12 protein-coding genes are annotated in these 12,538 nt (G+C 46.6%); 4 read left to right on the top strand and 8 right to left on the bottom strand.

The annotated features are described in order from the left end of the window. Nucleotides 1–41: 41 nt before the first annotated feature. The 6 genes from def to BN1546_RS15310 all read right to left on the bottom strand — a co-directional run bounded on the left by def (nt 42) and on the right by BN1546_RS15310 (nt 6,251). A complete protein-coding gene (gene def, locus BN1546_RS15335; RefSeq protein WP_016324730.1) occupies nt 42–623 on the bottom strand; it encodes a peptide deformylase in 582 nt (193 codons plus the stop codon). 287 nt (nt 624–910) lie between these two features. Then, nucleotides 911–1,885: a polysaccharide pyruvyl transferase family protein gene (locus tag BN1546_RS15330; RefSeq protein WP_064963580.1), complete on the bottom strand. Its 975-nt coding sequence runs from the start codon at nt 1,883–1,885 to the stop codon at nt 911–913. Further along, complete coding sequence (locus tag BN1546_RS15325) at nt 1,860–3,239, bottom strand: lipopolysaccharide biosynthesis protein (protein ID WP_013373123.1); 1,380 nt, start codon at nt 3,237–3,239, stop codon at nt 1,860–1,862. Before BN1546_RS15325 ends, BN1546_RS15330 begins: the two co-directional genes overlap by 26 nt. Nucleotides 3,240–3,312: 73 nt before the next feature. Beyond that, nucleotides 3,313–4,209: a glycosyltransferase family 2 protein gene (locus BN1546_RS15320; RefSeq protein ID WP_255305376.1), complete on the bottom strand. Its 897-nt coding sequence runs from the start codon at nt 4,207–4,209 to the stop codon at nt 3,313–3,315. Nucleotides 4,210–4,304: 95 nt separating this feature from the next. After that, nucleotides 4,305–5,246, bottom strand: coding sequence for a glycosyltransferase family 2 protein (locus BN1546_RS15315; protein WP_016820344.1), 942 nt, complete (start codon nt 5,244–5,246; stop codon nt 4,305–4,307). A 204-nt stretch (nt 5,247–5,450) separates the two neighbouring features. Continuing rightward, nucleotides 5,451–6,251 carry a DUF1836 domain-containing protein gene (locus BN1546_RS15310; protein ID WP_058831066.1) on the bottom strand — a complete coding sequence of 267 codons (801 nt, stop codon included), beginning with the start codon at nt 6,249–6,251 and terminating at the stop codon, nt 5,451–5,453. Between the two features lie 224 nt (nt 6,252–6,475). Between BN1546_RS15310 and BN1546_RS15305 the strand changes: the two genes are divergently transcribed. Both BN1546_RS15305 and bacA read left to right on the top strand, forming a co-directional pair. Continuing rightward, nucleotides 6,476–7,846, top strand: coding sequence for a hemolysin family protein (locus BN1546_RS15305; protein ID WP_013373127.1), 1,371 nt, complete (start codon nt 6,476–6,478; stop codon nt 7,844–7,846). Between the two features lie 128 nt (nt 7,847–7,974). Then, complete coding sequence (bacA, locus tag BN1546_RS15300; protein ID WP_013373128.1) at nt 7,975–8,772, top strand: undecaprenyl-diphosphate phosphatase; 798 nt, start codon at nt 7,975–7,977, stop codon at nt 8,770–8,772. A 127-nt stretch (nt 8,773–8,899) separates the two neighbouring features. On the opposite strand, the gene BN1546_RS15295 is transcribed toward bacA, so the two are convergent. Together BN1546_RS15295 and BN1546_RS15290 are read right to left on the bottom strand one after the other, a co-directional pair. Further along, on the bottom strand, nt 8,900–9,226 hold the full coding sequence (locus BN1546_RS15295; protein WP_013373129.1) for a thioredoxin family protein: 327 nt from the start codon (nt 9,224–9,226) through the stop codon (nt 8,900–8,902). A 156-nt stretch (nt 9,227–9,382) separates the two neighbouring features. Then, on the bottom strand, nt 9,383–10,294 hold the full coding sequence (locus BN1546_RS15290; protein WP_090738182.1) for an aldo/keto reductase: 912 nt from the start codon (nt 10,292–10,294) through the stop codon (nt 9,383–9,385). 219 nt (nt 10,295–10,513) lie between these two features. Here BN1546_RS15290 and BN1546_RS15285 point away from each other — a divergent pair, with 219 nt between their 5' ends. Together BN1546_RS15285 and BN1546_RS15280 are read left to right on the top strand one after the other, a co-directional pair. Next, entirely contained in the window at nt 10,514–11,041 is a 528-nt protein-coding gene (locus tag BN1546_RS15285; protein ID WP_058711505.1) for an RNA polymerase sigma factor, read from the top strand. Beyond that, nucleotides 11,034–12,470 (top strand): DUF1499 domain-containing protein, encoded by a 1,437-nt coding sequence (locus BN1546_RS15280; RefSeq protein WP_090738180.1) that lies wholly within the window; start codon nt 11,034–11,036, stop codon nt 12,468–12,470. Before BN1546_RS15285 ends, BN1546_RS15280 begins: the two co-directional genes overlap by 8 nt. Nucleotides 12,471–12,538 lie beyond the last annotated feature (68 nt).

The following is a 12,538-nucleotide window of genomic DNA, read 5'->3' as shown; positions in this document are numbered from 1 at the left end:
AAAGGTGGTGAACGGAGTCACCACACTTTACAGATCACGAACTATTTACGTACAAAAGGTTCGATATGCACTCCCTGTGGCAGCTTATGCGGATCTTCCGGGTTGATACGGTCATAGAACATAATGCCATCCAGATGGTCCATTTCATGCTGTACAACAATCGCTGCATAACCCTTAAACGTTAACAGCTCCTGAGTTCCGTCCGGCAAATTGGCCTTGATGCGAATCTTCTCGTAACGCGGTACATATCCGGGTATATACCGATCTACAGACAAGCATCCCTCCCCCTGTTCCAAGTAAATCATGGATGTAGAGTGGCTGACCAGCTTCGGATTAAACAGGGCGTATTCTACCGTTTGGTCTCCGTCTTCATAATAAATAGCACACATTCTTTTATTTAACCCAACCTGGTTGGCGGATAGCCCTACACCCGGGCGCAGCTCATAGCGGGTGGCCAGCTCTTCATTTTGGCTATTTTTCAGATAATCCAGCATCCATTGCATCTGTTGAAGATCCTCTTCAGACAGCGGCAGACATACCGGATCAACCTTTTTGCGCAAAATCGGTTCCCCTTCACGCACGATATCCTTCGTGAGAAGCATGTCCATCGATTGATTGCTCATTCGTCAGCCTCGATTCATTTAAATAAATATACGATCATGTGATGTACAGCAAAAGCTGGAGAATTCCGCGCTTTTCTGCAAGTTTTATCCCATAAATTATATCTATTCATGAAATGAATTGTCAAAATAGAGCGAAAATATCCTCTCTTATAGATTAAGTCATTAAAATATTCATTACCTTAATTGTTTATCTAATTAAATTAAACTTATGCTCTTTGTAGTACTGAACCAAAAACCTCCTAAACCAATGAAGTGTTCAGGAGGTCTCTAACTAGCTTTTCTTACGATTAAGACGGCTGCTCTAATGCTTCAGGTGTTTCACTGAACAGCTTTGCCTTCGGATTCGGCTGTGTCCAGGTATTATAATATTGCGAATTCTTGCCGTAAGAATTGTCAATGACAACATGCGGCATATCAAGCAGACAGGCCAGAATGTGACCGTGCAACCGTGAAGTGCGAACCTCGCGGTAAGAACTGAACAGCGTAACCGCCTTGTTCATGAGATGGTCGGTGTACTTGTACCAGAATGTACGGGTAGGTAACGGGCCACCAATTTTCTTATTCAGACGGTAAAACTTTTGGAAATAGACGATCCCCTTCACTTCCAGCGGAGTGAATAAAGTATCCCAGTCCAGACGGTGAGAGGCATCAGCCTCGTCATCGAATTTCTTTTGCCCCCCCACCGTTTCAATATCCGTACGCAGGAAGTACAGTACATCCTTAACGGTTTCCGTAGTTGGCTTTAATGGCCAAAGCTGGTGCGCCATATCAGGACATAATGTGATGCTGCACTGGTTCAGCTTATCCTTAGCCCACTGATAAGAGCGTGTATCCCGCACAAACATATGTAGATCCGGGTGAGCATTAAACAGGGCAGCCACCTCATTAGCCTTCTGTTCAGACTGGAAGTGGATCGTCTGCGGCATGATAACAATTCGGTGGTTAGGGAAATCACGAACGATGCGTTCTCGCAAATTTTGGTGATTTGAATATAAGTCGCCAAAGTTGCCACCACCGTGGCATACGATAATCCAGTCGCCCGGAATATGAAGCTGATCGGGAATATCCATGGCGCTATAACGGGCACGGACACGAATATCATTATCCTTAAAGAACGCTTCGGTGCCTTTCATGATCAGTACATCCCCACCGTTATTATAGACGGGATAATCGACATAAATAATATTCGAACCTTGAGGGACTACGTCGAGAATGACGCTAAGCTTATTTTTCAGTTTAGCCATGGGATGCGAATTCGGCATCTTTCAGTTCTCCCTTCCTGCGCTTCTTTTGTATAGTCTGTAAGACAAATGTAATATCACTTTTATCAAAAATGATCCGGGATAGCGGAACATTGAAAAACATGGGGAACGAGAACAGCGAGAACGCCAACCGTACACAAGCACCTACAAGCAGAGCAATAGCAATGCCGTCCAGACCGAAGATCGGTGTACAAATAAAAAACAGACCAACGGTGATCGCATAGGCTACAATTTGCCGGAACAGTACCAGTCCCGGACGACCGAGTGCGTTAAAGGCCGAAGCCAAAATCCATGAGCCACCACCAATAATACATTCCAATGACAGCAGGTAGAACGTTAGCGATGCTTCCAGAAAAGCGGGACCGTACAGCAATCCCAGCATGTATCGTCCAATGAAGAGAGCCGGTACAATGACGATTAGCATCGCAGCCATAGAGATGCGAAAAGCACGACCCACCGTTTCGACAATTTTGCTGTGTTCCATCCCTGTCACCTTCGGGAAGGTTACATTAGTGACGGCATTTTGCACCACATTGAACACACGGGACAAGGCGTAGACAACAGAGTACAGACCGAACGCTTTGGGTGACAGCAGCGCCACAATGACGATTTTGTCCGTTTGTGTGGACAGCGTCCCCATCAACTCCATCCCGTACACCCGCGCTCCATAGCTATAATAAGGGCGCAGCACTTGGCGGCTGGTCAACGGACGAAATGCGCGCAAATTCATATGCTTGCGCAAACGGAGGAACGCCCACATGAGCGCAAGGAAACTCGCAGCAAAATTCACTGCCCCCGCCAGTTGCACATTGAGTAAGCCCATCAGCCACAGGGTCACTAGACCGATGAAATTCAGTAACGGATAGTAAAACAACAGGCCGTTATATACGCTAAATCGATCCAGTCCTTGCGATAATGCCGTCGTGAGTGCTGTAAGCACCGCTAACGGTACTGCTGCCGCACAATAAATCTGCGACAGTTGGATGATGTCTGCACCATAGCCATTCAGCCACAACGGCATACATATCCAGGCCACCGCTCCCGCCAACAGACTGGCAGGCAACTGAATCCAGAGCGACAACGCCAGCAGTTCTTCCGTCGTGCCTGTTTTCTTCTTGAGGTTATAAATTAACGATGTTGGCAAGCCGAAGCTCAATACACTGCCGATCAGCGTAGGCCAGAACAGAACAGCCGCCAGTTCACCTTTCCCCTCTACTCCGAGCATACGTGCGGTCAGGATGGAAGTCAGGGTCGTGACGATTAGCACAAAAAAATTATTAAAGCTCGTGCGCATGATCGTTTTGGCGAGACTGTCACCCGTGAATACTTTCCTTGCTGCTGTCCATGTGCTCATGTTACGTCCAACTCCTGTTCCTTATTAAGCCTCTCGTCTCTATGCTCACATCGCGTCTTTTGACGCACCTCCATCAGCCTACTGTTTTTTTGGAATTGCGTTCAGACAACTGTCCTCCGCTAACAGGCTCCTTCGTACTTGAGAAAATCTCTTTCAGTGCTCTTCTATAGCCTTGAATGGCTTTATGATTTTTTTTGGGTCTTTCCCTCAAAATCTGATACAACGTCGTCCAATATAGTGCTGCATAACCGATCGGCCCAGACCCCTCGTCACGTAGTAGATGAATATGATTCATCACCCGCATATAAGTAACCTGTTCCATATTGTCGCGCGAGGACGGCGATTCGTGATGAAGCAGCGTAAGCGCCGGATTAATATACAATGGACCGCTTTTCATGGCGATACGGGAAAGTAATAAATCCTCGCCGACGCTATAGCTTTGCAACCAAGGTACCGGCTCCAGACTTAGAATCGCATCACGGCGAAATGACATATTACAACCATGAAAAAACTGGGTCTTAAACGTCTTCTTGGCCTTATGCCAGTTGTACATCGAGCCAGACTGACCGCTGAGGGACAATCTTCCTTTGGACAAGGATTGCTGGAACGAAAGCAAGCAGCGAATCGTACCCATGAAACTGTTATTCATTCCCTGTGCTATGCCTCCAACACCAGCTGCCTGCGGATACGCCTCATAGGTGCGCATTAACTCATTCAAGTAGTTGCTTGGCAGCTCAACATCATCGTCAAGGAACAAAATGATGTCACCTTGGGCAAGCTCCACCGTCTTTACACGTGATAACCACAGTCCGGGTTGCTCCTTACGATGATATCGGTAGGCAATTCCCGCTCTGCCCAACTGACGCTCATAACGTTCCAGCACATGCTTTGGCAGTTTTCCGTCATCAATAATCCACAGCTCGGTTTCACATGCCTCTGGTGCTCCCCCATGGCAATTGAATTGATGCATCGGGTCAGATCGTCAACCCGATTGCGGGTGCACAGAGCAATGGACAAGCTTAACATCATACTCCCCCTTTATCCTGTCAATGTGTATAAAGCAGATTACTGAACCGCCGGGCCTAAATATTCGTTATATTTTTGCTTACGCGGGTTCAGAATGAACAACACCCCCTGCTTGTATCCATCTGCTGCGTTAAAATTACGGCGCAGCGTTTCTTTGAGCATCAAGTAGGTTAAGGTCCATAAAAGAGCTCCATACTGGATAAATCCCGCCTTTTTCAGGGCAAGAAAATAATAGTGGTTAATTGCTGTCGCCTTGGCTACTTTGCCCGCCTTATCGCGCGAGCTTGGAGATTCATGATGGATGATTTTTAAGTCAGGATTAATCACCAGTTTGCCGTAACGGCTCGCTAACTGGCACATGTACAAGTCGTCAGCCACCGCATAGCTGGTCATCCACGGATACGGCTTCATGTCCCGAAGCGCATCCCTCCGAAATGACATATTGCAGCCATGGAAAAATTCAGTGTCAAATGTCTCGGTTGCTTCGCTCCAACGCAGCAAAGAACCTGCCAGACTACTGGGTGAGAGCTTGCCAAGGGAAGAAGACATCTGAAAAGTCAAAACGCCAAGCAGCTTTCCTGCCCGGCTTGAATGTAGTCCCTTTGCAATCCCTCCAACACCTACAATCGTTTCATCCTGTTCGTAGGTATCGAGCAAGCGCCGGATATAGAGTTTATCGTCCAGTTCGGCATCATCGTCAAAATACAGCACAATATCATACCGCACGAGAGACAAGGCCTCATAGCGGGATAACCAAACGCCGGGACGACTTTTTTTATAATATTTGAGAACACCTTGAGGCAATCCGGATACCATGTGACGGTACTGTTCAATCTGTTGGTCGGAAATATCGCCGTCATCAACAATCAGCAGTTCTACAGCTGTATGCTCCAATTGCTGCTGTGCAGCAATAGATTGTATACAGCGTGTCAGGTCTTCGATCCGGTTGCGGGTACAAATGATGATGGAGACATCGGACATGCCATTACCTCCTGTGTGTGTATCCAGATGCTTTGGAAGAGATATTCAAAGTTTTTCCAATTGCTGGATTATATATGTTTATTGTATCTTTGACAGCGTTTGAGTGTATATACCTCTTTTGTATACTTTTTCAGTCTCCAAAAGGGTAGACAATCCTCAAAAAAGAGAAAAAAAATAGGATCGGCTTCTTACGCCAATCCTGATCTACCCTTGAAAATCCAAAAATAATGTCGCATTCACATACCGACGCGCCATCGACAAAAAATAACTATTTTGCACCGATACCGCTGCCACCAGCAAAGTATTACGCACTGCTTCACACTGGTTGGGGGTCAAGTGCTGTAAACGACAAGTATATTGATCTGCCGCCTGTACCAGCAATTCTTCTGTGGCAGCTTCCTGACGCTTCTGTCCTGTAGCAGGATTTCCGTTGTCTTTGGCATACCCTGCTCCTGCCACATCAAGCAGTTGGTCTCCGTTCGCATCCAGTTCTTCAAATAAAGTTGAGTATGCAGCGTACAAATCGACCGGCTGAATCAGATCATCCGTATCATCTTCAGGCTGTTGGAACAGGATATGAAATAGCTGACGGATGGATTCAAAATCAAGACACGATTTTAAATCTTCCACGATAAGCAATATGGCTGCCTGGTTGACTGAGTATTTTTTGCCGATCTTCGGAGCGCCGAGAAACTCCTTAAAATCACGTTTGACCCAATTTTGCATAGAGGCGAGTGAGACATGACTATATTCTACCAGTTGGCCTAGAGAAACAATTTCCTGCAGCGAAAAGGCTGCGCTGTGCTTGCCCTTGATGATTTTATCCAGCACAGGCGTCACTTCGGTATATAGAAATGTCGGCATGGTGCTACCGGAACGGGCAAGATGGCTATGAGTGCGCCTCCAAGCGTCTTGGAGAACAGCCAAAGGCTGCAATTCGCTGCGACCTTCCATGGCCAGCAGCAAATGGGCCATATCACGGCGAGTGAGGGTAAAAGACTCCATCTGCTTTCCTCCCTTTGTTACATTTCAAGTTCATTTGAACTCATCATACGCCCTTAAACTAGGCTTGTAAAGTGAAGCAATGAGCCGTGCGGGTTCTTTTATGCCTTATTTTTCGTGTAAATTAGAGGTATGTGACCTGCTACGATTCCATATGAACCTTGTATATTTTCTTTTAAGTTCTTAAAATAAGTTCAAGTGAACTCAAAATAGAGTTCCTAAAAAAATTGAACGAAAAAGGGATGAGTGAAAATTATATGGGTATAGGTGTCAGTCTATTTTTGTTTGCGGTGTTGATTTTATTTAGTGCTTTCTTCGTGGCTACCGAGTTTGCGATTATTAAAATCCGTTCCAGCCGAGTAGATCAGCTGGTGGTGGAGAACCGTAAAAACGCACTGGCGCTACAAAAAGTCGTCAATAATCTGGACGGCTATCTGTCTGCCTGTCAGCTTGGTATTACGATTACAGCGTTAGGACTCGGTTGGCTCGGTGAACCGACTGTAGTCAAACTGCTGGAGCCTCTCTTTCAACAGCTCAACATCAATGGGGAGTTTTCACATATCCTGGCCTTTATTATTTCATTTGTCATTGTAACTTACCTGCACGTGGTGATCGGCGAACTAGCTCCCAAAACATTGGCGATCCGCAAAGCGGAAGCTGTCAGCTTGTTAACCTCTCCAGTCATCGTGTGGTTTAACCGGATTATGTATCCGTTTATCTGGCTCCTTAACGGCTCGGCCAATCGCCTGGTTCGTCTGTTTGGTCTTCAACCGGCTAGTGAGCATGAAGAAGCGCACTCTCAGGAAGAAATTCAGATCATTTTGTCCGAAAGCGTGGAAAGTGGTAAGATCAATAACACCGAATATGGCTACGTGAATCGTATCTTCGCTTTTGACGAGACCGTTGCCAAAGAAATTATGGTGCCACGTACAGATATGGTATGCTTGTTTACGAATCGCTCGCTCAAAGAAAACATGCAGACTATTCACGAAGAACAGTATACCCGTTTTCCGGTAGCGACAGACAGCAAGGATCAGATCATTGGTATGATTAATACCAAGCAGCTATTCCTTGAGTATGATCGCAATCCCGAGCTTGTTTTCGATAGCTTGATTCAACCGATCTTGACCGTTCCGGAAGTTATCCCCGTCAACACGCTGCTGAAACGTATGCAGAAGGAGCAGGTTCATATCGCTCTCCTGGTCGATGAATATGGTGGAACTTCTGGTTTGATTACCATTGAGGACATTTTGGAGGAGATTGTCGGCGAAATCCGGGACGAATTTGATAAGGATGAACGGAAGGAAATCGAGAAACTGACGGAGAACAGTTATTTGATGGATGGTAAAGTGATGCTTTCCGATCTGAGTGATCTGACGGGCTTGGCATTGGACGATGAAGACGTGGATACTGTCGGAGGGTGGGTGTATAGCCGGGTTCCGGAACCGAGACAGGGCAAGGAATTCATAGAAGATGATGTGAAATTTATCATTCGTGAAATGGGTAAAAATCGTATTCGTCGGGTGGAAATTATTTTACACCACAAATCCCCGACCTCGGAAATGGAGTCGGAATCGGACACTTCTTCCCAGGAGTGAACCTTTGTGATCTGAGCGACTAGCATACTGCACTTGGCACTTGCGTTCACTCCTACTGAAATGACATATTTTTAGGGCAAACGACTCAGGTTGTTTGCCCTACATGCGTGTAAGGAGGAGCTAGTAAATTGGATATTTTATCATCTATTATTATGGGAATTATTGAAGGGCTGACAGAGTTTTTGCCGGTCTCTTCGACGGGTCACATGATCCTTACGGCTGATCTTCTAGGGTTGAACACCGAGAATGATACGGTCAAAACATTTGAGGTTATCGTACAATTAGGTGCTGTGATGGCGGTCGTTGTATTATACTGGCGCAGATTCCTCAGCCTGTTTGATTTCAGACGCAAAATCTCATCCCAGCCACGTCTAAACCTGTTACATATTATTTTAGCCATGATCCCTGCGGGATTAATTGGTGTACTGTTCCGTGATGTAATCAAGCAATACTTGTTTGGTCCTGAAACGGTTCTGTACAGTTTGGTCATCGGGGGCTTGCTCATGATCGCGGCTGAAAAATTCCATCCGCCTATTAGATCACATACGTTGGATGAGATCACGTACAAACAAGCCTTTACCATCGGTGTGTTCCAAGTCCTAGCTCTGTGGCCAGGCTTCTCTCGTTCAGGCTCAACTATGTCTGGGGGCCTATTCGCACGTGTAAGCCATACGGCAGCCGCAGAATTTACATTCCTCGTATCTGTTCCGGTCATGCTGGGTGCATCAGGGATTGATATGATTAAAAGTATGGATCATCTGTCTATGAGTGATTTCCCGGTGTTCGCAGCCGGCTTTATTACTGCATTTATCGTCGGTATGCTGGCAATCAAAACGTTCCTCGGTCTGCTCAAACGCTTGAGCTTGACTACGTTTGCCATCTATCGTTTCGTGCTGGCAGCTGTGTTCTTTTTCATTATTTTGTAATCATTGTTTGGTATCCTACAACCAAAAAGGGATATCCAAGTGGCCTTAAGGTCAGCCTTGGATATCCCTTTTGCTATTTCGCGGGCTTCAATAGATCATCCTGATCTAGATCTACCATGCGTACTGATTACTGTTTAGATTCCAGCGTAGTCAGATATTCCGAAACTTGAGCTGGCGTTTTGGCGTATTTGCTGTGCAAATGAGCAATTTTCTCGCCATTACGGAACACGAGCAGGCTCGGAATGCCGCGTACTTGATTTTGTTCAGCAATCGGCTGAAACTTCTCGGCATCCAGCGCAAAGAAACGCTTATCCGCGTTCTCCTTCATAATGCCGTCCATAAATTTATCCAGCGTCTTGCAATCTGGACACCAGCTGGTATCAAATTTCACGACGGTTAGACCGTCACCGTTAATTAAATCCTGATATTGCTGCTCAGATTCGATGCGTTCCATTTATTGGTCCCTCCTAGAGTGAATTGATAATATCTTCACATTCACATATGAATGATAAATCAGTCTTATTCCTATATTGTAATGATTCTTGTATATATTGCAACTGGGATGAGTACATGTTCGAGTGTGTACTTCACTTATTCTATTATGCTCGGATCAGCGGTATTGCGCGTCATAACGATTGGCTCGGCTGATTTGCTGTAGCGTCTCTCGATCATGCTCAGTTAGCGGTGCAATATCTGCTGCAGAAATATTATGCTCCAATTGTCCCAAAGAGCTTGCACCCGGAATCACAGCAGCGACAGCCGGATGAGACAGGCTATAACGGATTGCCGTCTGCTCCATACTACGCTCCGGTCCTGCAAATGCCTTTAATTGCTTGCGCACGTCCAGTAGCTCTGCCTCTTCGTAGTCTAGGTATCCCTTGACCGCCTTTTCTTCCCCCTTGTCAGCCAATACACCGCTCGCCACGGGTCCACGTGCAATCACGCTAATTCCCCGCTCCTGCAGCAAAGACAATACTTCTTCCTCTGCACGCCGGTCTAGTAAACTATACTGATTCATAACACTAACGATATTCGAGCGTTCCACATATTCACGGATGACATGCGGACGAATGGAGGAAATACCATAGTAACGGATAACGCCCTCCTGTTGCAGTTGTTCGAAAGCCTCAATCGTTTCGTCTATCGGATCGTTAATCGTCCCTCCGTGCAACTGATACAGGTCGATATAGTCCGTTCCCAGGCGGCGCAGACTCTCTTTAACGGCTGACAGGATATATTTCTTGGATGGGTCCCATTCCCATCCCTCCTGCCCTGGTATACGCCGATTGCCGACCTTGGTCGCCAAGATGACATCCTGCCGCCGTCCACGGATTGCTGACCCTACAATTTCTTCATTGCGCCCATGCTGGTACAAATCGGCCGTATCCAACAGATTTACACCCCTGTCTAACGCTTCATGAATCAAGTAAACGGCTTGCTGCTCCTCCGTACCGACCGACATACATCCCAAGCCAATCTCACCTACCAGCAAATCCGAAGATCCCAGGCGGTTTTTTTTCATGGTTGTCTCCCCCTTACGTTCGTTATTATGTAACATCAGATATTGGATATTTCTTTATTATACGTATTCAAGCGGCCCAAACCAAACTTGAACCGGCTCATTAGTGCGGAGGTAAATTCATCCAGTAAAAAAATAAAACGTTTTGGGCTCTTTAATCCATCCTTATCTATAGATGCCCATGAACCGGCCGGACATGGCAGATAAAAAAGGGAGGTCCGCATGGAAGACAAAGAACTTGCAGAGTCCGCCTGCCAAGGGGATGAGGATGCATTTTTCACCTTGATCACCAGACACAACCGACGACTCTACGGCATTGCATACAGCTACCTGCGTAATGAAGCAGATGCACTGGATATGCTTCAAGAAGCCACTTACCGTGCATGGTCCCAATGCAGCAAATTGAGGGATCCCGCGGCGCTGATTCCATGGATCATCCGTATTCTGATGAACTGCTGTATGGAAGAACTCAAGCGGCAAAAACGGCGCCGTTCCCAGATTCCTGTTCTTGTCACGGAAGGGGTTGCCGAAATGGTAAGTGACAGCAAGCTGGACATGCAGCAAGCCCTAAGCCGCCTTAAACCCAAATATCGGCAAGCCCTCCTGCTGAGATATTACGATGACATGACCGTACCCGAAATTGCGAAGGTACTTGGCAGATCAGAAGGAACCATCAAGACCTGGCTGCATCAAGGGCTGAAGCAGCTGCGGCACAAAATCCATCATGGAGGTGAAATACAGCATGGCTGATCAAGAGGAGTTGTGGTTCAAGCAGCAGGTACAGGAGGCCAAACAAGCTGCCCAACAAGTGTCTGACGAAGCGATGAATCTGGCTATGCGGCGTGGTATACAGCGGGCCAATAGAGATAAACCCCTTCGGGGCACAGGATTTTGGTCCATACCTGCAGGCAGGCTAAAAATCATAGCCGTTGTTCTGCTCGCCTTGTGTATCGGGGGCGGAATCTGGGGAACCCGGCATTGGCTGACACCGCAAACGGCGACAAAGCCGGTGCAACGACACCATGAAATCCCGACTTATGTAAGTCGTCTTTTCGGTGAGCAGGACAACTTTACACTCGCGCTTCAGCAAGCAGCAGCACATGATATCTATTGGCCAGTAGAACAAAGCTTTATATCCGGAGATTATAAGGTAACCATTGATGGAATGGCTACGGATAGCCAGCGGATTATTATTTTATATACGGCTGAAAATAAAGGCTCCAAATCCCCCTTGCAGCTGCAAAGCAATGTCAAACCACGGCTGCTTGGTTCGGATGGCAAGCCGTTAGATGGTTCCTTTACTTGGGATACCCGCAGCAAGGCTGGTCCTGATCAGACCGTGGTCTCCAACGTTATGGTCTTTGATTTTGAACAGCCGGGGCAAATCCCCAACGCACTAACCTTGTCCGCAGTCTGGCAGGCTCAGGCCCGACAAGGTTCTTCTGTCAAGCCCCAGGCAGAACACTTTAGCATTCCCTTGACTTTGAAGCCAGGACCGGATGCTGCACTGCGCGAAGTGAAAGATCTCAACCGGGACATTGCCGTCGAAGACCAGCATATCGAGCTGCGGCGGCTCATCAGGACACCGTTAAGAACGGATGTGGAGATTCGCTTTAAACCTACAGGGGGACGGGAGATTATAGATACAGATCTTTTTATGAGTCTGGTTTCCAGCCAAGTTAACCGTTCTGCCCATCCATCCTATGAAAACCTACTGAAATACGATCGCACCATTACGACCAAGCAAGGACAAATCTATTACTTTACAAGCAGCTTTTTCTCAGAGCATAAACAGATTTGGCTCAATATTAGTAGCCTTCGATTGAAACCGGATAAAAGCGTATTTATTACTCTTAATACGATAACCAAAACAATCGTTAAATCTCCGGATAAACACATTAAACTCGATCAATATATTAATAATCCGACACATCAGCGACTTCGTTTGTTTTTAAGATACCAGTTTACGGAAAACTCAGGCGGCCTCTATTTTCGAATGGCAAATACGTTCATTGACGGCAGGGGACAGCGACATATACTGGCTGATGCAGGTACCGGCCTGGACGGATTTGTAATTTCAAACCATGAGCAGTATCCGCAGCCACTTACTTTTGAGATCGTGGATTATGGAGGACATTCCCGGGGATTTCCGCAGCCTCTGGAAATTCAGATACGTTAAATCAGCCACTCATCCGAATGCTATCTAAATAAACGCCAAAGGATCGAGATGCCATATCTCTTCCTTTG

This window comes from Paenibacillus sp. Mc5Re-14 (genome assembly GCF_001049835.1).
In the GTDB taxonomy this organism is placed as follows: Bacteria; Bacillota; Bacilli; order Paenibacillales; family Paenibacillaceae; genus Paenibacillus; species Paenibacillus polymyxa_C.
Note: the sequence above shows the minus strand (reverse complement) of the source record. Positions and strands in the feature narration are given on the sequence as shown.